Source organism: Sorangium sp. So ce296, assembly GCF_051529605.1.
Classification (GTDB): Bacteria; Myxococcota_A; Polyangia; order Polyangiales; family Polyangiaceae; genus Sorangium; species Sorangium cellulosum_D.
On record NZ_CP150325.1, the window covers coordinates 7,006,161 to 7,030,370 of the forward strand.

Consider the following 24,210-nt stretch of genomic DNA (forward strand, 5'->3'; position numbering starts at 1 on the left):
AGCCGGGTGGCGCCAGCGCGGAGGCGGATCGGAGAGATCATGATCCAGATCGACGTGGCCGAGAAGAAGCGAAAGGTCGCGAGCTCAATCGCATCCGCAGGCTCGCCGGCTCGGCTCATCGGCTTCGAGGCCGTCGAGATCCAGCGCTTCGTCACCGCGAGCAGCCGTCCTGTTGCCATCCACGGTGCGAGCGAGGCCATCAAGCTGTTTGACGATTTCATCCGCCGCCGCGTCGAGACGGTGTTCGCCGGCGGTGGTCGTGGCGTCCTCGTCGTACCGGAGCGGCACGCCCCCGACCACATCGAGGATCTCAAGCGCGAGTTCCGCCGCCTCACGCATGGGTCGCCGCTCGCGGTCGCCGATGTTCCATTCGACCCTGCGGGAGAAGCGGCCTCCCTCGACTGGCTTCGGCTCAAGCAGGCGACAGCGCGGTATGCCTGCGATCCCGAGCAGTTCGAGCTCGATTTTCCCCGCGGAGCGTGCACGGATTGCCATGCGCGCCCGGCCACCCGGCGATCGGAAAAACCTGACTCTGACAACGAGTGGGTCTGCGACCGGTGCTATTCACTCGTCCGTGTCGGCCGCGAGATAGAGAAGGGGGAAGCCAGCGGGCGATGGACGCTGGAGCACCTGTCGACGAACGGTAAAATCGCCGTAGTCTGCGCGGACGGCAATCACCTCGGCCTGTTCTTCCGATCGCTTCACAGCCTCGCGGCGCTGGCCGTCGGCAGCGCCGCGATCTCGGACATCTTCAAGACCGCGCACCGCGAGGCGATGAAGCACGCCGGGGAGCCGCGCAACGTCGCGCTCGTCGCCGGCGGAGACGACCTCAAGGCATTCTTGCCCCCGGAGGCCGCGCTCGAGTACGTCGGCGCGCTCGTGAGCGCGGTCGAGCGCCAAGCGGCCGCCGTGGATGGGCTCGCTGGTGCGCTCGGGGCCGAGTCGCTCGAACGCCTGTGCGGGCTCGGCGTCGGCGTCGGCCTGTTCGTCGCACCGTACCAGGTGCCGGCGTCCCGTCTCGTCGACCAGGCGCGCGATCTGGAGAAGGAGGCGAAGCGCTTCTGTCTCCGCAACGGCGCCCGATCCGCCGTCGACTTCGCCATCGTCGCCTCGGAAGGCGGCGTCGAGGAGGCGTCGAGCCGCACAAGGAAGGGCCTCCATCGGCCTGTCGCCGGCGATCGCTGGGCGCAGGTCCTCCGGAACGCGCGGGCGCTCGGCGAGGTCCCCGCGGCTCAACGCTCCGCGGCGTCCGACGCGTGGTCGCTCGACGAGGCCGAGCGAGACAACCGGTTCTGCTACCAGCTCGCGCGCTCGGAGTCCTGGCAAGCGTGGTTCCGGCAATGCGGCGTCGATTGGCGGGATCGCAACGCCGTACGGCAGCACATCCCGGACCCGGCCATGCTGGCGCTGGCCCGGCTGATCGAGGGCAGGCGATGAGCGAGTTCGAGCTGGTGCTCTCGTTTCCAAGCGGGAGCGTGTTGATCGGCGGCCACTCGCCGGCTCCCGAGGGCGTCAACATCGCCCATGCCCGCCTCCCGGACGGCCGGCCGGTCATCCCGGCCTCGGCCCTCCGCGGCGCCCTGCGGGAAGCGCTCGAGGCGCTCCTCCGGGCGGTGGGCGAGCCGGCCTGCGCCGGGGGCGACGGCGAGGATCCGCGCCGGCCCCGCCCGCCGCAACGAGGGCCCTGCCAGCTCGCCGCGGGAGCGTCGTGCCGGAGCTGCCGTCTGTTCGGGGGTGGCCGCTCGGTGCTCCCCGAAGCTTCCAGGACATTCTCGGCTCTCGTCCTCGGCGAAGCGGCTCCGGTCGACGAGGGAGCGATCGCCTGGCAGACGCGCCATGGCGTCGCCATCGATCGACGGCGACGCAGCGCATCCAATCAGCGGCTCTTCCGACGTGCCGTGCCGGAAGAAGGTCTCACGTATCGAGCCCGCGGGCGCCTCACCAGCACCGATGAGCAGGTCCGCCGGGACTTCGAGGCCGCCGTGGCTGCGACCACGCACATCGGTGCGGGCAAGAGCGGCGGGCTCGCGCGCGTGGAAATGAAGCTTCAATGGGTCTCGAGCGAAGTCGCGCCACGGCCTATGCCGCCCGGGAGTGAGATTGAGCTCTCCATCGTGCTCCGAACGCCCGCGTCGATCGGCGTTCCGCTCGCGGCGGGCAACTTCCGCGACACGCGCCTCGACATCCCCGGCTCGGCGCTCCGTGGAGCGATCGGCTTCGCCCTTGCCGAGATCCTCGAGGATCCGAACGAGCCCGATTTTCAGGCTCTGGTCGCCGAAGACGAGGACGGCGCCATCTTCGATTTTCTGTATCCCGTCGATGACTTCGACTCCGCTGGCATCGCGGGCCCATGGCCGCTCACGGCTCGGCAGTGCAAGGCCGATCCGAGCCATGGCGTCGTCGATACGCTCCTCGATCGCATCGCCGTCGACACCGTTCGAACGCCCGCGGAGGCGGCCCGCGTCGCGCAGCACATCGTCGAGACCTGCGCGGTTGCCGGCTGCGGCCACGTCCTTCGATCGGCGCGCGGTTCACGGCGGGCGAGCGGGCCGCCGAGGACACGTCTTACGACCCGGGTCGCCATGGACCGGCAGCGGGCGTCCGCGCGCGACAAGGCGCTCTTCTCGCACGCCCAGATCGAGCGCGGAGCGCGGTTCGTGGGGCGAATTCGCAACATCCGCGAGGCGTCCAGGGAGCACCTCGGACGGGCGCTCCAGCGGCCCTTGTCGGTGGGGCGCGCTCGGGCGATGGGATGGGGGGCCATCGACATCGTGCAGGTGACCGCACCGGCACCGCTCGCCTCCGTCACGGAGCGAGGCGAGATGTTCGATCGGACGCTTGCCCGCCGCCTCGAAGAGGAGCTCGGTCTCTCCGGCAACCGCGTGGGGCGCCTGATCGCCTTCACGCTGCTCTCGCCGCTGCTCCCACCGGCCGGGGATGACGGCCGGGCGGCCCTTGGCAGCGCGCTCGGGCGTGCCGTTCGCTGGCCGGTCGTGGCGCGCCGCTTCGACATCGAGCGCGGCTGGGACCAGCGCACCGGGCCGCGCGATGTGGCCCGCGCAGTCCAGGCGGGGGCGGTGTTCGTGGCCGAGCTGGTGGACGCGTCGCACTGGCGCGAGCTCTCCGCCGTGCTGGCGCGGATCGAGTCCCAGGGTGTCGGAGACCGGACCCGCCAGGGGTTCGGCCGTGTCCTTTGTTTTGACCCGTTCATCTACGAAGGGATCTGGCAACGTGAAGACGGATGAAGCGGCACGGATCCATCGCGAACAGGCGCAGCTTCTCCAGCAGCATCGCAAGGAGCTCGTCCTCGCGGCCGAGGGGGTCATCGAGACGCGCTTCAAGCAGGGCAGGCTGATCAAGCCGAAGAAGACGCAGTTCTCGAACCTCATCGGCCTCTGCAACGAAGCCCAGTGCGCGGAGGAGCTCGCCAATTACCTCCGCTACCAGGCGGGCCGCAACGAATGGGAAGCAGACTTCACGAGGGCGGTTCTCGCCGGGGTGCAGCCGATCCTCGACAAGCTGCCGGAGGGCGTGCGGGTCGCCGCGTGGAAGCTCTACGCCACCTACCTGGCCCGCGCTTACGTGTACCAGGACGCCGTCGCGTCGGGCGGGAGGGGTCATGAACGAGCCTCGCGTTGACGATTTCGACGTCCTCCGCTCCCGTGTTCGCCTGACGGGCGTGCTCACGGCGCAGACGGCGCTCCACGTCGGCAGCAGCGCAGGCGGCGATGTGGGCGCCGCCGATCTGCCGGTGCAGAAGACCGTGCACGGCTACCCCTTCATCCCCGGCTCGTCGCTGAAGGGCGTCGTGCGCTCGACGCTCGAAGGGATCCTGCGCGCGGCGAAGAACGAGCGACTGCGGGCGTGCGATCCTCTCGGAGACGACGCGTGCGCGGCGGGCGGCGAGCGATCCGGTCCGCTCAAGGAGCACTGCGCCGTATGCCGGCTGTTCGGTAGCCACCTGGTGGCCAGCCACGTTCGCTTCAGCGACGCGCGGATGCTCGACGAGAGCGGATCCCCTCCGATCGAGACGCGCGACGGCGTGTCGATCGATCGCGACCTCCGCGTCGCCGCCAGCCGGCGGAAGTACGATCTCGAGGTCGTCTCGCCCGGGACGTCGTTCTCGCTCGAGATCTTCGTCGTCAACCCCGAGCCCTGGCTCATGGGTCTCCTCGTCACCGGGCTCGATCAGATCGCCGAGGGGTTCACCGCGATCGGCGGCTTCACCTCGCGCGGTCTCGGGCGCGTGAGCATCGCGTGGAACGCGCTCGAGCGCGTCACTGCCGCGCAGCTCCTCGCGGGCAAGAGGGTCGAGGCGCTCGACGTCGAGGCGGCGCTCGACGAATACCGCACCGCGCTCGCGACCATGGCGGAAGGGGGCACGTGATGTTCAACGAGACGGGGAACCGAGCGCTGCTGCGCATCCGCATCACGACCAGGACACCGCTCCTGATCCGAGCCGGCGATACCGGGCTCGATCCGGCGGGCTCGGACCTGAAGTGCGTCCGCACCCGGCGCGGCGATGTGGATCGCACCGTGTATGTGCCGGGATCGAGCCTCAAGGGCGTGGTGCGCTCGGTCGCCGAGTCCAGCGTCCGCGGCCGCAAGCTGGGAGGCGTCGACGGGGCGTGTGATCCCTTGAGCCCGACGGCCGCGTGCGGCGAGCGTGGGCGCACGCGCGCGGGCGGTCCGGAGATCCACCGCGAGCACTGCCTCGCGTGCCGCGTCTTCGGTTCCCTCGCGATGAAGGGGCGCGCGGCGATCCGCGATCTGTTCCCCTGGGAGGGGCAAGGCGACGAGCTCTCGACGACCGATCTCCGGCAGATGGCCAGCGCCAATCGGACCCAGGTCCGGTTCGGCGTCGCCATCAACCGCGTTTCGGGCGGCGTCAGCCACAAGAAGCTCTTCGATATGGAAATCGTGCCGGCCGGCACGTCGTTCTGGGGCGAGATCACGCTGGAGAACTACCAGGTCTGGCAGCTCGGCCTCCTGGCGACCGCCTTCGATGAGCTCGAGGAAGGGCTCGCTCAGCTCGGGTCGAGCAAGAGTCGCGGTCTCGGTGTCGTGGGCCTTACCGTGGCGTCGATGGTTCACGAGCAAGCGGCGCACGCCGGCATGCATCCCGCCGGAATCGGCGCCATCGTGCCCGAGCCGAGGCGGCGCGAGTACGGCCTCCTGCCGGAAGGCAAGCTGCCGGCGACCGAGGGGCGTCGCAGGGGGCTCTTCGTCCGCTTCTCCGTTCCTGGGGAGCAAACGAAGGAATGGATGGAAGCCGGCCTCGAGGCGCTGGGGGCGCTCGCGTGAGCTACGAATTCGTCCCCTTCCCGGACACGGGTGCGACGGTGAGGCGGGAGTCGCGCCCGTGGGCGCGCCACGATCGCCGGATGCCTGGGGCCTGGTTCGGGACGCTCCGCGTGGAGATCGCGTGTCATCAGCCGATCCACGTCGGCTCCGGCTTCAAGGCCGAGCAGGGCGGCAGGGTCGTCCGCCGGACGGCGCGCGCCGGTGAGCGCCTCGTCCTCCCCGGCTCCAGCCTCAAAGGCGTTCTCCGTGCGCGCTTCGAGGCCGTCACGCGGAGCTGCGCGTTCGAGCCGCCGAGCGACCGTGGGTTCATCGTCTCTCAGAGCTACCCGGATGTGAAGCGAGGCCGGCTCACGGCCGGGGTCCGGCAGATGCCCATCTTCGACGAGCGCTGCGGCCGGGACAACCGTCTCTGCCCGGCCTGCGCGCTGTTCGGCTTCCAGTACAAGGACGAGTCGCTCCAGAGCCGCGTCCGTGTCGCCGATTTCCTGGCCGACGAAGCGGCGCGCTCCGCCATCGCGGAGATGCCGGAGCAGTACGAGCCGCGGCTGCACCACCTGGGCGACTTCCGGATCGACCGGAGCGGGCGCGAGCCCGAGTTCGAGGTCAGCCGGCTCTACGGCCGGAAGTTCTATGTGGGGGCCCACCCATCGAGCGATGGGGCGTCTCGAAAGCAGCAGGTCGAGGTTGCGCCGGCGGGGACGCGCTTCTGCGGTGCGATTCACCTCTTCAACATCGAAGCCGCCGAGCTGGGTGCGTTGCTGGTCGCGCTCGGGGTGGAGCCGAAGACGTATCTCAAGGTCGGCGCCGGGAAGGGGCACGGCTTCGGTCGCGCGGCGGTCGCGGCGATGGACTACCAGCTCCGCGACGAGCTCCGCCGCCCTCGCGAGCCGGCCATCGATGCGTGGCGCAAGGCGTTCGAAACGTCGGGTGATCGATGGGAGGGCGGCGTCGTCAAGCTCGTCGAGATCCACGAGAGGCCTTGTTGACATGAGCGGGATGCGCGAGCGGATGGCGCGCCTGGAGCGCGACGCGACGGGGATGGGCACGTCCAATCATGGTCGGTTCCTGTCCGAGGCGATGCAAGCCCTGCGGGATCCGGCGGCCGCCGCTGATGTCGACGCCGACGAGATCGAGGCGCCGCTCCGCGCGCTGCGGCTGCTGGATGCGCTCTGGGGCTCGTCGTATGCGGACCGGCCGGAGCCGAAGGTGGCGCTCAACGAGATCGGCGGCTGGCTCGAACGGCGGCTCCTGTCGACGCCTGGGCTGAAGACGGCGGAGCTGCTGGTCGAGCTCGGCTGGCTCAAGCGGCTCGCGAGGCACCACGAGGCGCTGCGCCGCCAGTCGACAGGAGGCGGCGGGCGTGCTCCGGCTGCGAGGCCGGCGACGAAGAGCTTCGGCGCGCGGATCGCCGAGGTCGAGCGCCGGAGGAGGGCGGCGCTCGCGATGGCTCCTCGGCTGGTGCCGAGCGCGGCGCCAGCGCCGGCCGCGACGCTGCCGGAGGCTCCGGCGGCGCTGCCCGAGGAGGTGGCGGTCCAGTTCGCGGAGCTCGGCAAGGCCAGGGAGGAGCGCGGGAGGGCGGCGGAGCGCGTGAAGAAGGGCAAAGGGCCGAAAGACGCGGAGCTCGGATTGACGGCCCTGGAGGGCGTCGCGAGGGGGATGCGCCTCGTGTGCTCGACGACGCGGACGGCGGGGATGGGCGAGGTGTTCGAGCGGATCCGGATGACGCCCGGGGCGCAGGACTGGGTCTGCTACGCGAGCGGGATGGAGCGCCGGGCGGATGGGGTGGTGTTCGTGGGGAGGTTGTCGCTGGCGCCGACGCGAAGGCGCGATGCGTAGGGACCGCCGGCCGAGGTGATGGCTGGCTTCAGCGTGCCGCCGGATCCGCGAGCCACGCGGCGAGCGCGTCTGCGGACAGCTCCAGCCGGACATCGTCGAGGCGATCCAGGCCGAGGCGGTCGAAGCGTTCGGCCAGCACGGAGCGCTCGCTCTTCGCGAGCGGTCGGCCGAGCCTCTTCTCGAACTGCGCCGCCAGCGCCTCGACCTGCCCCTCCTTGCGTCCCTCGTCGCGGATCGATTGCTTGAGCTGCTCGAACCACTGCTGAACTTCCGTCACGATCTCCTCCTCTTCCGCGTCCTCCGCCCCGCGCGCCGAGGGCTCGGTCTGGGTCTCGAAGCGCAAGCGTACCAGCCAGGGCAGGGCGACGCTCCTCTCCCAGGCGTCCTCGGGCAGGGCGGCGAGCTCGCGGATGGCATCCCGGAGCACGGCGCGCGCACCGAGCAGGCGCAGGAGCAGCGTGTCGCGGGTGCGCGGGAGCTCGGCGATGACCACGACGTCGACCCGCCACCCCGGCGCGGCGCGGTAGAGCCCGGGGCGGCCGGGCTCCGGCTCGAAGCGGAACGCGTCGAGCACGGTCGCGGGCCGGCCGCTGCTGAGGACGCACAGCCTCGGGAAGGGGACCTCGCCGCCGGCGCGGCGCTCGAGCTCGTGGTGCCAGTGGAGCTGCTTGCGCACGCAGCCGCGCAGCTCGGCCGGACCGGGCGTGTCGTGGAAGGGCTCGAACTGGCAAGGCTCTCCCGCGAGCTCACCGAGGAGGCCCAGCTCGGCGCGCGCGGCGGCGCGGGCTGGATCGGGCACGTACCAGAGGTCCATGGTCTGGGAAGCTGCGATGACCTCGACGGCGGTGTCGGCGGCGCCGGCGCGCGCGAGGGTATCGCGCAGGACGTTCTTGCCGAAGGCATCGAATCTGCTGCGCATCGATCTGGGGCCAGCATTGGCTCGCGCGAGCGGTTCAGCAAGGCAATCTTGGTGCCTGATGTGCTGTTTTAACGAAACGAGGGAAAGCGTGAGCGCGTATGCGGGGCAGCAGGAGCCGCAGGATTACGAGGAACGAACCGATGCCGTTCTGGAATCGCGCTGGCAGTGCTGTCCGACGGCGCGGTGTGCCGCCGCTGCCTGCCCGCGCCGTGTCGCGCGGTGCTGCGCGGTGCTGCGGCGGCGCGTGTTCGATCGATGGCGGGGGGCTGTCGATGGCGGGTGGCCACGAGCCAGCGGAGAGGCGTGAACGCGAAGCGCCCGCGCCGCTCAGCGCCCCTTGCGCCCGGCGGCTCCGGCGGGGGCGCCGGTGAGGAACGCGCCCGGCTCGGCCTGGGGCGGGGCGACATCGCTGTCGCTGTCGTCGTCGGCCTCGTCCTCGACCTCTTCGCTCGTGACTTCCTCGGCGGCGGCGGCCCTGGACGAGCTGCGGCGGAAGCCGAGCTCGCGGAGGATCCTGCGGTCCTTGATGGCGGTCTGGACGATGGTGCTCCACTCCAGGTACCAGTCCCAGAGCTGCTGTTCGGCCTTCTCGAAGTCCTCGTCGGTGGCGGCGGCGGGCGGGAGCTCTGCGATGGACTCCAGCTTTCCGGCGCGGGCGAGGAGCTGCTTTGCCTCGTCGACGACGGCCTTGGTGAGGCCGCGCTTGGCGAGGATCTTGCGGCCCTCGTCGCCTTCGGCGTCCGGGCCGCCCTTTTCCTTGGACTTGGCGAGGTTTTCCCAGCGCTCGACGAAGGTGCTGACGGAGACGAGGACGGCGGCGCCTTCGGTCTGCGTGAGGTTGCGGAACAGGAATGCATGCGCCTTCGGGGCGTGGCGCTTGAGGGTCGCGGCCGCGATGGGAAACCACTTGTTCTCCCAAGCGTCGAGCGCGTTGATGAGGCCCGTGTCCGTCGCGGCGGCCGTGGCGACGAAGCCGAGCCGGGTGCGGGTGACGCGCTGGAGCAGGCGCCATCCCTCGGCGAGATCGTCATCGGAGAAGCCGTGAGCGACGAGCGCCCCGGCGACCTTGTTCTTGCGGAGCCCCATGAGCAAGAGGAGCACCCGCTCGGCCTTCTGGCCTATCGTGAGCTTGGCCATAATCCACCTCCCGGCGTATGGCTAACAAGGAGGCAGAGAGCTGTCGAGACGTCGAGTGCGTCCAAAGTGTGCTCGGCGGGCGTGATGCCGTGTCCCGGAGAAGGAGAACCGGCGCCGGGGGAAGGGCGCCGGGGGTCCGAGGGAAGGGCGCCGGCGGTCGGGGGCAAGAGCCCCTGGAGCGGGACGTGCGGCGCCCGGGCGGCGGGCGGGAGCCCCCGGGGCGGCGGGGCGGTCCCCCTGGTCGGAAGGCGAGCGCCCCGCGGGGGATGAGGCGGGCGAGGTGGGGGGTGAGTCGGGCGAGGCGGGGGGTGAGCCCGGCGGGGTGGGGGGCGAGTCCGGCGACGTGGGGACGACGTGGCGCGATGCGGGGAGCGGACGCGGCGACGCGGGGGCAACGGCGAAGGAGGCGGGGGAGCGAGCGGCGGAGGTGGGGCCGGGGGCGGCAAAGCGGCCGGGGAGAACGGAAGGGCTGGGCGAGGGGAGGAGGGGGCGTGGTAGAAGAGGGCGGGAGCACCGGCTGCGAGCGGTGGAGTGACGCGAAAAAGGCGGGGGGCGCTCGCAAGGCCGGCAGGTGTTTGAAAAGACGATGGATTTCGGGATGGCCGGGGGCGCGCGGGGCGGCCCCCGGCGGCCGGAGCGAGGGGGGCGGCGGGGACCTCTCGCAAACCGGGTTGTAAGTGCGCGGAATTTCAGGTAGGTCTGGGAGGCCCCCTCTCCGCCGCTGAAAGGCGGCGGCCCCATTGAAGCAACCGCCTCCGTCTCCGCCTGAGCAACCAGATCTTCCTCTCCGCCGCTGAAAGGCGGCGGCCCCATTGAAGCTGCACGGCCGGCTTGCGCCGAAGCGCCTTATCAGCTGCTCTCCGCCGCTGAAAGGCGGCGGCCCCATTGAAGCATCTACTACCGGTCCACCATGACACACATCGTGGAGCCTCTCCGCCGCTGAAAGGCGGCGGCCCCATTGAAGCGAGTTGGCCATGGTGGCGCGTCCGGTCCCCTTCTCCGTGCTCTCCGCCGCTGAAAGGCGGCGGCCCCATTGAAGCACCACCGCGCCCGCGCCGTACAGCGTGACGTCGAGGCTCTCCGCCGCTGAAAGGCGGCGGCCCCATTGAAGCAACTGCTGCGAGATCGACGCGGCGGTCTCGGCGACGCTCTCCGCCGCTGAAAGGCGGCGGCCTCATTGAAGCTGCCCGAGGTGCGCGATCACGCGATCGAGCTCCGCCCCCTCTCCGCCGCTGAAAGGCGGCGGCCCCATTGAAGCGACCCACAGCGCGCTCACCTCGAGTCCGATGCGCACCTCTCCGCCGCTGAAAGGCGGCGGCCCCATTGAAGCCGGAGTTCGCGCTCGCGCTCGGTCATCGCCTTCTCGACTCTCCGCCGCTGAAAGGCGGCGGCCCCATTGAAGCGCGGACTGGTGCCGAGGGGAACGCCGCTCGCACCTACTCTCCGCCGCTGAAAGGCGGCGGCCCCATTGAAGCGAAGCACCCGTTGACGGGTGCCGCCAGGTCCATCCTGCTCTCCGCCGCTGAAAGGCGGCGGCCCCATTGAAGCACTCCCGGCAACGTCGGCTCATCCGAAGCCGCCGGCTCTCCGCCGCTGAAAGGCGGCGGCCCCATTGAAGCAAAACCATGGGCGCCGGGTTCGCGCCGCCGTCCTTGTCTCTCCGCCGCTGAAAGGCGGCGGCCCCATTGAAGCGCTCTCGCGGTGAGCGATCCGGCGTCGGTCCTCATCTCGACTCTCCGCCGCTGAAAGGCGGCGGCCCCATTGAAGCAAGAGATGAGACTTCGGCACTTGACACCTTCCCTCTCGACTCTCCGCCGCAGAAAGGCGGCGGCCCCATTGAAGCCGGACGTGCCGCGCCACCTAAGAGCGCCGCCCGATGAGCTCTCCGCCGCAGAAAGGCGGCGGCCCCATTGAAGCGACGAACCGTGAGATATCATCCCATGGCTCATAATGGTGACTCTCCGCCGCAGAAAGGCGGCGGCCCCATTGAAGCCACTGCTCCATGGCGTCCGCCTGCACGGTGTCGAGCTCTCCGCCGCTGAAAGGCGGCGGCCCCATTGAAGCCCGGTGGCAGCGCGGCGAGCCGCACATGCACACGAGCAGGGACTCTCCGCCGCTGAAAGGCGGCGGCCCCATTGAAGCCCATCCTTGATGTGATTGCCGCCCTTCGACGCGGACTCTCCGCCGCTGAAAGGCGGCGGCCCCATTGAAGCGCTGGTCTAGCCGGAGAACCGGTGAGGCTACCGTGCTCTCCGCCGCTGAAAGGCGGCGGCCCCATTGAAGCTTCAGGACAGCCCGGTTGAACGTGGTTCCGCCGAGAACTCTCCGCCGCTGAAAGGCGGCGGCCCCATTGAAGCATTGCGATAAACGTCGTTCAAAACATTGATTCCTTCAACTCTCCGCCGCTGAAAGGCGGCGGCCCCATTGAAGCGACGCTGCCGTGACCGCCGAGCGGCTGCGGCGCGCCCCTCTCCGCCGCTGAAAGGCGGCGGCCCCATTGAAGCCGGGGTATCTGTTCGTCACCCGGGAGCTATGGCACAGACTCTCCGCCGCTGAAAGGCGGCGGCCCCATTGAAGCCCGCGTACTTCGCCTCCAGATCCTCGCTCGCGTATCCACCTCTCCGCCGCTGAAAGGCGGCGGCCCCATTGAAGCCACTTGTCGGTGTCCTCAATTCCCACAACCACCGCCCTCTCCGCCGCTGAAAGGCGGCGGCCCCATTGAAGCTCCAGGATGAAGCGAAGGCTACCCACGGCGCGCCGCCTCTCCGCCGCTGAAAGGCGGCGGCCCCATTGAAGCACCTATCGTCACCCGAGCCCTGAATGGTACCACGCTGCTCTCCGCCGCTGAAAGGCGGCGGCCCCATTGAAGCGAGTGCACGTGGGGCGATGAGCTGGAAGTCCAGCTCGCTGCTCTCCGCCGCTGAAAGGCGGCGGCCCCATTGAAGCCAAGTAGAAGATGCCGTCCCGCGTTCGGGAGAGCCGCTCTCCGCCGCTGAAAGGCGGCGGCCCCATTGAAGCATCCCCGACACGATCGCCCGAGACGCCGAGCCGCTCTCTCCGCCGCAGAAAGGCGGCGGCCCCATTGAAGCGGCACGTCTCCAGGTTTCGCGACGTGGAACCATTGGTGCTCTCCGCCGCAGAAAGGCGGCGGCCCCATTGAAGCCCCGGCGATGAAGCGCGCGAGGTCGGTCGGCACGTCATCTCTCCGCCGCAGAAAGGCGGCGGCCCCATTGAAGCCTTCGGTCGTCACGGCGCTCTCCTCGGCCCTGCGGGCTCTCCGCCGCTGAAAGGCGGCGGCCCCATTGAAGCCTCGCCGCCGCCGACGATGTGCGGCGCTGGACCAGCTCTCCGCCGCAGAAAGGCGGCGGCCCCATTGAAGCAACGTCCACGTGCAGAACCACGGGCGGCTCACAGGCTCTCCGCCGCAGAAAGGCGGCGGCCCCATTGAAGCAGGGTAACAGCCTCGACTCTGGCTCTTTGTACTTCGCTCTCCGCCGCAGAAAGGCGGCGGCCCCATTGAAGCCCCGAGTCCGCCGCCGCGGAGGTGTTCGCGGACGGGATCTCTCCGCCGCTGAAAGGCGGCGGCCCCATTGAAGCCGCCGCGCCTGCGGTATCGACTCGACAACAGGCGCCCGCTCTCCGCCGCTGAAAGGCGGCGGCCCCAGTGAAGCATCGCCTTGCCCTCCGCCGCGCGGAAGATCGGCTTCGCTCTCCGCCGCAGAAAGGCGGCGGCCCCATTGAAGCCGCTCGGGGCCGTCCTCGTCCACGACCGCGTTGAAGGTCTCTCCGCCGCAGAAAGGCGGCGGCCCCATTGAAGCAGGAACACGTCGGTGTACCTGGAGCTGAACGGCGGCGAGCTCTCCGCCGCAGAAAGGCGGCGGTCCCATTGAAGCCAGTCGCGCTCGCGGATCCACGATGCGCCCTCCTCGGTCCTCTCCGCCGCTGAAAGGCGGCGGTCCCATTGAAGCATAGTCGATCGAAGCCCTTCGAACACGCGCACGTCCACCCGACTCTCCGCCGCAGAAAGGCGGCGGCCCCATTGAAGCAATGAGTCCGCGGGTGCGGTACCGGAAGTTGCCCTCTCTCCGCCGCAGAAAGGCGGCGGCCCCATTGAAGCATGCCCTGACGGTACCCCACCGCCCGGCAAGGATGCCTCTCCGCCGCAGAAAGGCGGCGGCCCCATGGAAGCAGCGCCGGAGCGCGGCTCGGGCCAGCAACGAGCGACTCTCTCCGCCGCAGAAAGGCGGCGGCCCCATTGAAGCCTGAATCAGCAGGGCGCGCCCATCGCCGAGCTTCGCCTCTCCGCGGCAGAAAGGCGGCGGCCCCATTGAAGCCGCCAGACCGGATACGTCGCGAAGACGACACAGCCCGCTCTCCGCCGCAGAAAGGCGGCGGCCCCATTGAAGCACCACGACCCCGGCGGGGAACGCCCGGAGCTGGAGGCCCTCTCCGCCGCAGAAAGGCGGCGGCCCCATTGAAGCAGGTCGATGCTTTCCAAACTCCGCCCTGGCGCGGCGTCTCTCCGCCGCAGAAAGGCGGCGGCCCCATTGAAGCATACCACTCCTGATCTTCGGGTCCGCCGCTTCCGCATCTCCGCCGCTGAAAGGCGGCGGCCCCATTGAAGCACGATCTCGCAACCGCTCGGTGCGGCACGAAGCGCGTCCTCTCCGCCGCTGAAAGGCGGCGGCCCCATTGAAGCTCCTTGATCTCCGCCTTGGTCAGGAAGGCGTAACCATCTCTCCGCCGCAGAAAGGCGGCGGCCCCATTGAAGCAAGACCTCATTGGCCGCCCGGGCCCCCAGGATCCTGCGCTCTCCGCCGCAGAAAGGCGGCGGCCCCATTGAAGCCCGCCCGACTCCCCACCGACGATGACCCACCCGATCTCTCCGCCGCAGAAAGGCGGCGGCCCCATTGAAGCACCGTGATCTGCTGACCACCGAACTGCGGGAGCCACCCGGCTCTCCGCCGCAGAAAGGCGGCGGCCCCATTGAAGCACCACGTTCCTCGCCTGCCACAGGGCCGCGCGCGCCGTGCCTCTCCGCCGCAGAAAGGCGGCGGCCCCATTGAAGCTGACGCCGGCGACGGCGGCGCGGCCACGGAGTACATCCTCTCCGCCGCAGAAAGGCGGCGACCCCATCGAAGCACGACCGCGAGACGGAGCCCGTGCGAACGCAGCGCGGCGCTCTCCGCCGCAGAAAGGCGGCGGCCCCATTGAAGCAGCATCTTCTTCCGCTCGTCCCTCCAGGCCTTCTCCTCTCCGCCGCAGAAAGGAGGCGGCCCCATTGAAGCTCGACCTGCTCCGGCGTCTCCGCCGCCCGCAGCGCCCTCTCCGCCGCCGAAAGGCGGCGGCCCCTTGAAGCTTGTTGATCACGCCTGACCTTGGCGATCAACTCCGGCTCTCCGCCGCTGAAAGGTGGCGGCCCCATTGAAGCCGGCACCGCTACCGGCTGGGTCCGCAGCACGTTCCGCCAGCTCTTCGCCGCCGAAAGGTGGCGGCCCCATTCAAGCAATCCGCCCTCGTCGCCGTCGAATTGCGCCACCTCGCTCTCCGCCGCCGAAAGGCGGCGGCCCCATTGAAACTCCGCCCCGGCCTCTTACGCCTGGCGCTCGATGGCGCTCTCCGCCGCCGAAAGGCGGCGGCCCCATTGAAGCATGAGACGGTGGACGGCGAGGTAGACGCGCGTCACGAACTCGCCGCCGCCGAAAGGCGGCGGCCCCATTGAAGCCCGTCCTTGCAGTGTGTCCTACCTTATGGTGTCTTCAGGCTCTCCGCCGCCGAAAGGCGGCGGCCCCATTGAAGCATGGACATGAATGCGGCGGCGCTCCAGAGCTCGTCGCCTCTCCGCCGCCGAAAGGCGGCGGCCCCATTGAAGCTGGAAGGTGCCGTTGCATACGTCCCTCGTCCCGTCGGGGTCTCCGCCGCCGAAAGGCGGCGGCCCCATCGAACCTTGCCCCACGGGCTTCGCTTGGCGAACACGTCCAGGGCTCTCCGCCGCTGAAAGACGGCGGCCCTATCAAACGATCAGGAGGACATATGAGAGACCAGCCTGTGGCGAGAGCGAGCGCTCTCGTGCTATGCGGCGCGCTCGTTGGCGTGCTCGCGTCGGCGTGTGACCTACAGTATACCTGCGACCCCGTCGAGCCGGGAGGCGCAGGCGCTGGCTCTCCGACAGAGTCCATCGGAGCGGGAGACTACCTCCGGGACGGTGAGAAGGACGAGACGGAGGCGGGGGAAGATATCGATAGTGACGCGATGGCGCTCATGGCAGGCTGCTCGCCAGCCAAGACATGCACCGATATGTTCGTCGAGTGCCAAGCGATCGGGGGAAAGTGCATCTCCGGATATCCAGGGTGCGATAAGTACGGAAAGACGTCGTGCGGGAGATGCTTGGAAGCCTGCAACGATGACAAGCCGTATCCGCCGGAGTGCAGGTGTAGATCCTGCGGTTTCCAGTGATGACCAAGCCGAGGAAAAATGTAGTCTACGTTGCGATCGGCAGGGTCGCAGGCGCGGAGCTCGCCAAGAACGTATCCCCTGTCCTGAACGACGACGACAACCTCCTGCTGGGCCCGTCGAGCGCGGAGCCGAGGCGCCACCCTGCCGTGCGTGCTCGATACTGGGGAAGCTCTCCCTCTGCGAAGCTCGACAAGGAGCTCGCTCGCCGCCGCGGTCCCGCGATCTGCGTCGCGCTCCCGCCGACCCCCGGCGGCCTGCTGAGCTTCTGCCGCGTCTGCGCTTCCGCGATCGAGCGAAACCGCGCCGTGTCTGTCATCGATCTCGGGCGGGAGCTCCTCGGAGAACCCCCGCAGGGGCCTGACCCGGCGAAGGCGATCGAAGCCGACGTCTCCGAGGTCCTGCGCCGGAAGCCGCCTATGGCCGAACGGTCGAGCCTCGAGGTGGCTCTCGCTGCGACGCTCTGGCACTTATGGTGCCGGCGCTCCCCCGTCGCCTTCTCCCGGTTCTGTGCGTCCGGTGGCCGACTGCATCCGCAGCTGGCGAACCTCGGTCGCTATCATGCCGGTCAATTCCCCAGACATGTCGGTCAGGTCGTCCTGCTGTCGCGCTTCGACGAGCTCGTCTTGCGGGAGCTCTCTCGCGAGTGGCTCACGCCGCTCGACATGTTCGTCAACGCGATGAAGGCAAGGACGGGGCTCTATGACTGGTTCACGCACATGGGCGACCTGTACCTGACGAGACGACTGCTCGAATGGGCCCGTCATGGTCAGGGACGCTCCGTCGAGCGCCGAGAGCACCCAGGGGAGCCATCCGACATGAAGCGATGGTCCTTCCGGTGGCGCGCCGGGAGCGAGGCGCTGCTCGATGCGCTGCCGGACCTGCGAATCGCGCCTCCGGTGCCGATCGGAGGTGCTGTCGCCTATGATGCCGGTCGGCCGTGGGTTTGCCGGTTCGACCTACGAGGCACGCCTTATCTGAGCCGACTCGGCGCGGCAGCAACTAGAGATCCGCTGGCGTAGCGGGGTCCCTGCTCCGTGGACCCTGGCGACGCAGGGCGGGCCCCGTCCCCCTGCGAAGCGCCTGCCGCGCGGATCACGCGCTCAGGAGGCCCTCCCGGCCCTCACGCTCCGCGTCCCGCTCACCGCCCCGCCCCCTGACCTCCCGCCCCGACCTCCTGCCCCGCCCGGCCGGCACCGCGCCAGCCCCACCCCGCGGCACCAGCCCCCGTCGATTCCATGACGACCCCGGGAGGCTCCCCGCAATTCTATGCATGAGCCCTCTTTCTCCTCCCCCGCTCCCCCCTCCGCCCCCCGACCTTGTCCAGCACAGCACCTGGACATCCATGCACGCGACCGCCGTTCACGTCCTCCCGGGGATGCTCCGGTACCTCGGGGTCGCGGAGGACGACGTCGACGACCTCTCCCAGGAGGTCCTGCTCGGCGCCTACACCAGCCTCCCCCGGTACGACCCCCACTATCCCGCCGGCGCGCGCGGCGTGGCCTTCCCGCCGCCGTCCGCCTCGTCGTCCCTGCACGACCTCGTCTTCGCCGCCGTGCCCATCTCCATCGCCGCCGCCGCTGCTGCCGACCCCGCCGACCCCGCCGACCCCGCGTACAACCCCGCTGACCCCGCATACGACCCCGCCGACCCCGCGACGCCCCCTCTCGGCTCCCCACCCGCGCCCTCCAGCCGCTCGCGCCCGTCCAGCCTGAGTCCGCGCTGGCGTTCCGAGTCCGCCTGGCTCTTCGGGATCGCCTGGCGCAAGGTGCGGAGCCACCTCGAGCGCGCCTACCGGCGGCGCGAGGTGCCGGTGGGCCTCGCGGACGCGGCGTGCTTCGAGGGCGCCGACGCGGCGCCGAGCAGCGAGCAGCGCATCGTCAGGAAGGAGCGGATCGCCCTCGCGATCCGCTTGCTGGCGAGCATCGCGCCCGAACGGCGCGCCGTCCTCCTCATGGCCGATGCGTACGAGATCCCGATGCACGAGGTCGCGCGCGCCCTCGAGATCAACGAGAACACAGCCGCGAGCCGCCTGCGCCTCGCGCGCGAGGACTACCGCGCCGCCGTGAAGCGCCTGCGATCCGAGGAGCAGCACGCGCTCCGTTCCGGGCTGCTCATGCTCCCGCTCTTCTCCCTCGCCTCCGCCAGCTCCGCCATCTCCGCCAGCTTCGCCGCCCCTTCGCGCCCCGTCCTCGCAGGCGCCTCCGCCATCGCCGAGGCGAACGCGCCCGCGACCCTTCCCAGCCCGCGAAGCCATCCCGGACGACACGAGCCCACAGATCGGCCCCGGAACCCGGCACGCTCCGCGAGCTTCGCCCGCGTCGTACACCTTGCGCGCCCGCTCGCCCGGTTCCTCCGCCCGGTGCTGGCTCGGGGGACGGCGGCCATCGTCGGCGCCGCCGTCGTGGTCGCGGCGCTCGCTCCAACGCCGGTCTCCTGGGCCAACCGCCTGGCGCCGATCGCGACCCAGCTCCTCGTCTCGCGCGCCGTCCACGCGGGTGCGCGACCGGAGACCGATCCAGGAGAGCCACCGCGGTCCAAGGCGCCGCCGCGCGACGCGATCGGCGTGATCCCAGCCGAAGAAACGTCAGCCGCCCGGACGCCCCCGCCCCCGCCCTCGCTGGCGGATGGCTCCGGCCATCTCAAGCCCGCAGCGCCGAGGCCGCATGCCTCCTCCGAGCGACGTCAGGATCCGCTCACCGAGGAGATCCTGCTGCTCGACGCGGTCAGGCAGGCGCTATGGCAAGGCGACCGTACGACCGCGATGGAACGCATCGCCGCCCACGAGCGACGGTTCCCGCAGGGGCGGCTGAACCTGATGCGCGAGCGGCTCCGATCGAAGATGGACCCGGCGCAGCCCGCGCCGGCCGGCAACCCGACCCGGCCCGCACCGGCCGGCAGCGCGGCAAGGGAGATGCTCCCGTGACCGCGCGAACGAGGCGTGCACGCCGCACACCGCGCGGCCAGAGCGCGATCTCGAACGCGAGCGCCACGTGGTTCCAGCGCGCAGCGCTCGCCGCGATGACCGCCGCCGCGGTCGCCACCCTCCGGATCGCGCCGGTCCAGGCCCAGCCCAGGGCGACGCCGACCCGCGTGCGGCTCGAGTTCCTCCGAGGGCCGGGCGCCGAGGATTGCCCCGATGAGCGGTTCCTGCGCGAGCAGACGATCCGGAAGCTGGCAGGGGTCGATCCCTTCGATGCGGCGGCGCCGCTCACGCTCACCGCCTCCATCGAGCGCCAGCGCGGCGAGCTCGCCGCCGCGCTGTTCCTCCGCGATCGCGCCGGCCGGGGGCTCTGGGCCGACGGCTTCAGCGCCAGCGTGGACTGCGAGGTGCTCGTCAGCGCCATCGCCCTGTCCATCGCCGTGCTCCTCGACGGCAACGAGCTCCCCGCGATGTCGGGCGCGACGCCCGACCTCCCCGCGGCGCCGGGGGCACCGCCTGCTCCGTCGCAGCCAACCGACCAGGCGATGGTCCCAGTGCAACCCTGCTCGCCGGATCGGCCTTGCCCGCCGCAGCCCGCCCCTGCTCCCGTATCGTCCTCGCAGAAGACGTCGCCCCGGCGCCAGACGCCGACCGTGCGTGCGCCGCCCGGGAGCAGCGCGCCGCCGGGTCCTTCGGAGCGCTTCCGCTGGACAGCCGGCCTCGATGTCGTGACGGGCCTCGGGCTGACGCCCGGCGTTTCCCTTGGATCGGCGATGTCCGTCGGGGCACGCTGGCCCGCATGGTCCGCGGCGCTGGAGGTGCGTGGCCTGTCCTCTTTATCGGGGAAAGTCGAGGCCGTAGCCGTGTCGGTGTCCACCGTCACGGCGGATGTCGTCCTCTGCCTGAACCGCCGCACCCTGTTCGCGTGCGGCCTCGCAGAGATCGGCGTGCTCCGCGCGGCGCCCACCATCCCCTTCGACGCGGCATCGTGGCTGAACCTCCGCGCCGGTTTCGGGGTACGGGCAGGCATCGCGCTGCCTCTTGCAGAGAATCTATCCGTGCGAGCGCACGCCGAGGTCGTTCATCCCGTGATCGGTATCGCCATCCTTCGCCACCCAGGTGCTCTTGTGCGCGAGCGCCCCGTCTGGAGCGCCCCCGCTCTCGCTCCGGCGCTCGGAATCGGTCTACAGGCAAACCTGTGAGAGCAAGCCGGCAGTGAAAGCAACGAAGCTCAGTGATGCCGAAGAAATGAGAAAAAAATTTCTCGATTCCGGGAATGGTCTCCATGAGAATGTTCGTCAATTATCCTTCTTGTGCGGAAGACTCGCGTTTCAGTAAGGTCTCAGCCATGCGCATGTCACGCCTCGTTCTTCCGGGAATGCTGCTCATCGCGGGCTGCGAACAAGATCCCATCGTCATCACGGGCCCCTGTACCCAAGAAGAGATCGATCTAGGGTACTGCGACGTGCCCGACGCCGGAACGGCCAGCACCGGCGGCGACGGTGGCGACGCTGGCGCCGGCGGTCAGGGCGGCGCCGGCGGCGACACGCACAGCTCGCTGTGCTCCGGCCAGTGCGCCCCACCCGCTCCGCTCGGCTGGTTCGGCCCGGCGCTGCTCTGGTTCGGTCCGCCCGAGGCCGTCCCCGACTGCCCCGCCGACGCGCCGACGCTCGGCTACGAGGGCTTCGCCGATCTCCAGCAGCCGCCCCTGGAGTGCGCGACCTGCGCGTGCGATCCCCCCGAGGCCTCCTGCACCCTCCCCACCAGCTGGGCGGCCTCCTCCTCCTCGTGCCCCGGCGACGAGCCGGGCACCGTGACGACCTCCTTCGCCGCCCCCGACGGCTGGGACGGCGCCTGCACCGCGGCGAACGCGATCCCCGCCGATCACCTCTGCAACGGCGAGCCCTGCGTGCAGTCGCTCACCATCGCCGCCCCGTCGGTCGTCACGACCGGCGCCTGCACGCCGCGCCTCGACGTCCCGCCGCCCATCCCCAAGCTCGATCCGTGGGCGACGCGGGCCAGGGCGTGCCTTGCCGGCGCGTACACCGCGTGCGACGACGCGACGACGTGCGTGCCTTCGGCGCCCTCGGGCTTCACGACCTGCGTCTTCCACGAGGGAGACGACGCCGACTGCCCGGAGGGGTACGCCGTCAGGCACCTCTTCTTCGCGGACGTGATCGACGGCCGCGACTGCACGCCCTGCGGCTGCGGCGATCCGACCGGCGCCTCGTGCACCCTCATGGCCTCCGTGTACCGCGACGCCGCCTGCACGGACCTGCTCGCGTCGAGCCTCGTCAGCTCGAGCGTCCCGTTCTGCGTCGTGACGCCGCCTGGCGTCGCCCTTGGCAGCAAGTCGGCCGTGATCGCCGCCGTGGAGCCGGGCGCGTGCGCGCCGCACGGCGGGGAACCCGTCGGCGAGCTCCGACCGAGCGCGCCCTCCACGTTCTGCTGCATCGCCTGACGCGCCCCCACTCACCCCCCACTCACTTCCCACCTCGCCCCCACCTCACCTCAACACCTCGCCACCGCCGCTCCCCGCGCCAGCCGCGCGGTGAACGTCGTCCCGCGCTCCGCCTCGCTCTCGACCTCGATCCCCCCGCCGTGCGCCCTCGCGATCTGGTGCGCGATGAACAGCCCCAGCCCGAGCCCGCGCCCCATGCTCGCCTTGCCGCCGACCATCGCCTGGTGGAACGGGTCGAACAGCGTCGCCAGGAGCTCGGGCGCGATCGCCGGCCCGTCGTTGTGCACCTCGATCAGCACGTCCTCCCCGCGCGGCCGGATCGCCACCCGGACGGCGCTCCCGGGCGCGGCGTAGTCGACCGCGTTCTGCACGAGGTTCGTCACCATCTGCGCCACCCGCTCGGGATCCCACTGCCCGGCGCCGCTCCCGTGCAGATCGAGCCGGATCGGCACCCCCGCGTGCATGGCCCCGAGCTCGTCGATCGCCCCCTTGCAGATGAGATGGAGGTCCCCCGGGCTCGGCGCGATCGGGATGCTGCCGCCGAACCGGCTCCGCGTCAGATCGAGCAGATCCTCGATCGTCCGCCCCATGCGGCGCGCGCTCGCCGCGATCCGCTCGACGCTCTTCGCCTGGCCCGGCGTCAGGTTGCCGTGGTGCATCAGCACGCTCGTGGCCAGCGTGACGGACGTGAGCGGCGTGCGCAGGTAATGGCCGAGCGCGCCCAGGAACCGATCCCGAAACGCGAGCTCCTCGCGCCGCGCGGCCTCCGCCCGCTTGCGATCCGAGATGTCGATCACCGTGCCGATCATCCGGACGCTCCGCCCCGCGGCGTCGAAGCACGCGCGCCCCTGCACGCAGACCCAGCGCTCGATCCCGTCGCAGAGCCCCACGAGGCGGTACTCGATGTTGTACTCACCGCCGCTCGCCGGGTCCTGCGAGCGCAGCACGGCCTCCTGCACGCGCGCGCGATCGTCCGGGTGGATCGCCGAGACGAAGAGCTCGTAATCGACGTCCTGCTCCGGACCCACCCCGGACACCTGCCGGCAGCGGTCGTCCCAGCGCAGCGCGCCGGTCACGGTGTCGTAATCCCAGACCCCGACGCCGCCGGCCTCCGTGGCGAGCCGCAGGCGCGCGGCGCTGTCCTCGAGCGCGGCGCGCGTCGCCGTCTCGATCTCGCGGGCGCTCGTCCACATGCTCGCGTCCACCACCGCGTGGAGGACCTGCGCCTCCCGCACGCCGAGGGAGATCCCCTGTGCGGCGCACACCTCGATCAGCGCCGCCCGGAGGTGCGACAGCTCGCGCAGGGGCGCCGCGATGCAGCGGACTTGCGCGGCGTGGAGGCGCGCCTGGTCCTCGATGCGGTCGTGGGCGCTCGCGGGCTCCCCGTCCTCGCCGGCGCGGAGCTCGGCGCGCCGGCTCGCCGCGAGCGCCTCGATGAGATCATCGAACAGCCTGGGGACCTCGTCCGCCAGCAACGGACCCCCGTGCCGCTTCGCCGCCGCCCTCGGATCGTCGAGCACCCGGCGCGTCCAGCGCTCGATCACGTCGCGCTTGCAGCTCCGCAGCCTGGCAGCGAGGGAGGTCTCGAGGGGCGGACCGGCGTCATCCATCGCCACAAAAGCGAGCGCGCGCCACCGCGGATGTCACGTGAGGGGACCCCCTGATTGGCGCGTCGGTGGCCGTCATACGAGCTCGCGCCGGCGCCGAGCGCGCTCACGGACAAGGAGGACGCGACAGCGAGGAGACGGGCCGCCTCTGGGCGCCACGAGGAGAAACGAAAAAGAGAGGGGGAGGAGCCGCCGAGGAGCCAAGAGCGCCGATGAGGAGAGCAGAGAGAGACAACCTCGCCGCGGAGCCACCACGCCAGAGGAGAGAAAAGCGAAAGCCGCCATGGTCAAGAGAGCTAGGAGATCCTCGCATCAGCGCTTTGTCATTGCGATTGGGTCATGGTCAACTTTGCCCAGAGAGAGTCCACATGAAGGCGGGAAGGCGGGAAGAACATCAAGATTTTCTTCCCGCCTTCCCGCCTTCATGTTCAAATTTGACCACGACTTGCGATTGCGGCCCGCGCATCGCGCCTTCCGGCAGCGATCCAGCGTCACCATGGAGTGACGGCGCTGCCGGGGAGACACACCGGTCTCGGGCGCCAGGCAGGAAGCCTGGCCCTGCTGTTCGTGCGCGCTTCTCACGCTTCTGGAGGTCCGCGGACCGATGGCAAAGATCACCGGGTGGCGAAGGGTGGCGTCGGCCATCTGGCGCGCGCCGGAGAACCCGCAGATCTTCGGCGCGTTCGACTGCGACGCCGGCCCGCTCTCGACGTTCATCGAGGCGGCGCGGGCGGCGGGCCACCACGTCACGCCGACCCACCTCGTCGGCCGCGCCGTGGCGCACGCGCTCTTCGAAGTGCCCGATCTGAACACCCGCATCGCCGCGGGTCGCGCGGTGCCCCGCCGATCCATCGACATCTTCTTCATCACGACGGTCGAGGGCGACAGGGATCTCTCCGGCGTGAAGATCGCGTCTGCCGATCGCAAGAGCGCTGTCGAGCTCGCCCGCGAGCTCGCCGAGCGGGCGCGTGGGCTCAAGGCGGGCCGCGATCCGGGCTTCGCCGGGACGAAGCGGACGGGGAACGCGCTCCCCGGGCCGGTCCTGCGCCAGGTGCTCCGATTCTCGTCGTGGTGGACCGGGACGCTCGACCGCGACCTCCCGGCGCTCGGCCTGGAGCGAAGCCCCTTTGGCAGCGCGATGGTCACCAGCGTGGGAATGTTCGGCATCCCCACGGGGTTCGCCCCGCTCGCGTCGTTCTTCAAGGTGCCGCTCATGGTCCTCGCCGGAGAGATCGCCGACAAGCCGGTCGCGATCGAAGGCCGCGTCGAGGTACGACCGATGATCCCGATCACGGCGACCATCGACCACCGGGTCGTGGACGGATGGCATCTCAGCCAGGTGCTCCGTCACTTCCGGGCCTACCTGGCCGATCCTGCGGCGTTCGAGCCCGAGGCGCCGCCCCGCCCAGCGGCTGGACGCGCTCTGTAGCCCATCGCACCGACGCGGCGGGAGATCGCGAGCACGGCGTTCCAACCGCCACGCGCTTCTGATACAAACCATCTTCGTCGAGGGGGGCTGGGCACCGGAGGGGGATACGGTGAGCGGAACGGATACTGCTGCGGCGTTGCT

At 70.4% G+C, this 24,210-nt stretch carries 15 protein-coding genes and 1 CRISPR repeat array; of the genes, 12 read left to right on the forward strand and 3 right to left on the reverse strand.

Annotated features, from left to right (window positions below; translation table 11 throughout):
- The first annotated feature begins 39 nt into the window (after nucleotides 1-39).
- Genes WME98_RS26075 through WME98_RS26105 form a run of 7 tightly spaced genes read left to right on the forward strand, consistent with a single transcriptional unit; the run spans nucleotide 40 to nucleotide 7,140 of the window.
- Entirely contained in the window at nucleotides 40-1,437 is a 1,398-nt protein-coding gene (locus WME98_RS26075; protein WP_437953760.1) for a Cas10/Cmr2 second palm domain-containing protein, read from the forward strand.
- Complete coding sequence (locus WME98_RS26080) at nucleotides 1,434-3,245, forward strand: RAMP superfamily CRISPR-associated protein (protein ID WP_437953761.1); 1,812 nt, start codon at nucleotides 1,434-1,436, stop codon at nucleotides 3,243-3,245. The genes WME98_RS26075 and WME98_RS26080 overlap by 4 nt, the downstream gene beginning before the upstream one ends.
- Nucleotides 3,232-3,639 (forward strand): hypothetical protein, encoded by a 408-nt coding sequence (locus tag WME98_RS26085; RefSeq protein WP_437953762.1) that lies wholly within the window; start codon nucleotides 3,232-3,234, stop codon nucleotides 3,637-3,639. The genes WME98_RS26080 and WME98_RS26085 overlap by 14 nt, the downstream gene beginning before the upstream one ends.
- A complete protein-coding gene (gene csx7, locus WME98_RS26090) occupies nucleotides 3,620-4,387 on the forward strand; it encodes a type III CRISPR-associated RAMP protein Csx7 (RefSeq protein ID WP_437953763.1) in 768 nt (255 codons plus the stop codon). Before WME98_RS26085 ends, csx7 begins: the two co-directional genes overlap by 20 nt.
- Complete coding sequence (locus tag WME98_RS26095) at nucleotides 4,387-5,304, forward strand: RAMP superfamily CRISPR-associated protein (protein ID WP_437953764.1); 918 nt, start codon at nucleotides 4,387-4,389, stop codon at nucleotides 5,302-5,304. Before csx7 ends, WME98_RS26095 begins: the two co-directional genes overlap by 1 nt.
- Nucleotides 5,301-6,290, forward strand: coding sequence for an RAMP superfamily CRISPR-associated protein (locus WME98_RS26100; protein WP_437953765.1), 990 nt, complete (start codon nucleotides 5,301-5,303; stop codon nucleotides 6,288-6,290). The genes WME98_RS26095 and WME98_RS26100 overlap by 4 nt, the downstream gene beginning before the upstream one ends.
- 1 nt (nucleotide 6,291) lies before the next feature.
- Complete coding sequence (locus WME98_RS26105) at nucleotides 6,292-7,140, forward strand: hypothetical protein (RefSeq protein WP_437953766.1); 849 nt, start codon at nucleotides 6,292-6,294, stop codon at nucleotides 7,138-7,140.
- A gap of 28 nt (nucleotides 7,141-7,168) precedes the next feature.
- On the opposite strand, the gene WME98_RS26110 is transcribed toward WME98_RS26105, so the two are convergent.
- Together WME98_RS26110 and WME98_RS26115 are read right to left on the reverse strand one after the other, a co-directional pair.
- Nucleotides 7,169-8,059, reverse strand: a complete 891-nt coding sequence (locus WME98_RS26110; RefSeq protein WP_437953767.1) for a hypothetical protein — start codon at nucleotides 8,057-8,059, stop codon at nucleotides 7,169-7,171.
- Nucleotides 8,060-8,386: 327 nt separating this feature from the next.
- Nucleotides 8,387-9,196 (reverse strand): hypothetical protein, encoded by an 810-nt coding sequence (locus tag WME98_RS26115; protein WP_437953768.1) that lies wholly within the window; start codon nucleotides 9,194-9,196, stop codon nucleotides 8,387-8,389.
- A gap of 711 nt (nucleotides 9,197-9,907) precedes the next feature.
- Nucleotides 9,908-15,216: a CRISPR direct-repeat array (repeat unit 36 nt; unit sequence CTCTCCGCCGCTGAAAGGCGGCGGCCCCATTGAAGC).
- Nucleotides 15,217-15,651: 435 nt separating this feature from the next.
- On the opposite strand from WME98_RS26115, the gene WME98_RS26120 reads away from it, so the two are divergent.
- The 4 genes from WME98_RS26120 (at nucleotide 15,652) to WME98_RS26135 (ending at nucleotide 21,033) form a co-directional block, all read left to right on the forward strand.
- Complete coding sequence (locus WME98_RS26120; protein WP_437953769.1) at nucleotides 15,652-16,671, forward strand: hypothetical protein; 1,020 nt, start codon at nucleotides 15,652-15,654, stop codon at nucleotides 16,669-16,671.
- Between the two features lie 323 nt (nucleotides 16,672-16,994).
- A complete protein-coding gene (locus tag WME98_RS26125) occupies nucleotides 16,995-18,575 on the forward strand; it encodes an RNA polymerase sigma factor (RefSeq protein WP_437953770.1) in 1,581 nt (526 codons plus the stop codon).
- Complete coding sequence (locus tag WME98_RS26130) at nucleotides 18,572-19,774, forward strand: hypothetical protein (RefSeq protein ID WP_437953771.1); 1,203 nt, start codon at nucleotides 18,572-18,574, stop codon at nucleotides 19,772-19,774. Before WME98_RS26125 ends, WME98_RS26130 begins: the two co-directional genes overlap by 4 nt.
- A gap of 146 nt (nucleotides 19,775-19,920) precedes the next feature.
- Nucleotides 19,921-21,033 (forward strand): hypothetical protein, encoded by a 1,113-nt coding sequence (locus tag WME98_RS26135; protein WP_437953772.1) that lies wholly within the window; start codon nucleotides 19,921-19,923, stop codon nucleotides 21,031-21,033.
- A 50-nt stretch (nucleotides 21,034-21,083) separates the two neighbouring features.
- Here the strand turns inward: WME98_RS26135 and WME98_RS26140 are convergent, their stop codons facing one another.
- Nucleotides 21,084-22,643: an ATP-binding protein gene (locus WME98_RS26140; protein WP_437953773.1), complete on the reverse strand. Its 1,560-nt coding sequence runs from the start codon at nucleotides 22,641-22,643 to the stop codon at nucleotides 21,084-21,086.
- 601 nt (nucleotides 22,644-23,244) lie between these two features.
- Between WME98_RS26140 and WME98_RS26145 the strand changes: the two genes are divergently transcribed.
- The gene (locus tag WME98_RS26145) at nucleotides 23,245-24,069 is read left to right on the forward strand and encodes a 2-oxo acid dehydrogenase subunit E2 (protein ID WP_437953774.1); all 825 of its coding nucleotides are present in this window, start codon (nucleotides 23,245-23,247) and stop codon (nucleotides 24,067-24,069) included.
- Nucleotides 24,070-24,210: the final 141 nt, after the last annotated feature.

Excerpts from the sequence above, each read along its gene's own strand:
- WME98_RS26125 (WP_437953770.1), top strand. The coding sequence starts at position 16,995 with ATGCACGCGACCGCCGTTCACGTCCTCCCGGGGATGCTCCGGTACCTC.
- WME98_RS26120 (WP_437953769.1), top strand. The coding sequence starts at position 15,652 with ATGACCAAGCCGAGGAAAAATGTAGTCTACGTTGCGATCGGCAGGGTC.
- WME98_RS26110 (WP_437953767.1), bottom strand. The coding sequence starts at position 8,059 with ATGCGCAGCAGATTCGATGCCTTCGGCAAGAACGTCCTGCGCGATACC.
- WME98_RS26075 (WP_437953760.1), top strand. The coding sequence starts at position 40 with ATGATCCAGATCGACGTGGCCGAGAAGAAGCGAAAGGTCGCGAGCTCA.
- WME98_RS26135 (WP_437953772.1), top strand. The coding sequence starts at position 19,921 with ATGCGCATGTCACGCCTCGTTCTTCCGGGAATGCTGCTCATCGCGGGC.
- WME98_RS26080 (WP_437953761.1), top strand. The coding sequence starts at position 1,434 with ATGAGCGAGTTCGAGCTGGTGCTCTCGTTTCCAAGCGGGAGCGTGTTG.
- WME98_RS26145 (WP_437953774.1), top strand. The coding sequence starts at position 23,245 with ATGGCAAAGATCACCGGGTGGCGAAGGGTGGCGTCGGCCATCTGGCGC.
- WME98_RS26105 (WP_437953766.1), top strand. The coding sequence starts at position 6,292 with ATGAGCGGGATGCGCGAGCGGATGGCGCGCCTGGAGCGCGACGCGACG.
- csx7 (WP_437953763.1), top strand. The coding sequence starts at position 3,620 with ATGAACGAGCCTCGCGTTGACGATTTCGACGTCCTCCGCTCCCGTGTT.
- WME98_RS26140 (WP_437953773.1), bottom strand. The coding sequence starts at position 22,643 with ATGGATGACGCCGGTCCGCCCCTCGAGACCTCCCTCGCTGCCAGGCTG.
- WME98_RS26095 (WP_437953764.1), top strand. The coding sequence starts at position 4,387 with ATGTTCAACGAGACGGGGAACCGAGCGCTGCTGCGCATCCGCATCACG.
- WME98_RS26115 (WP_437953768.1), bottom strand. The coding sequence starts at position 9,196 with ATGGCCAAGCTCACGATAGGCCAGAAGGCCGAGCGGGTGCTCCTCTTG.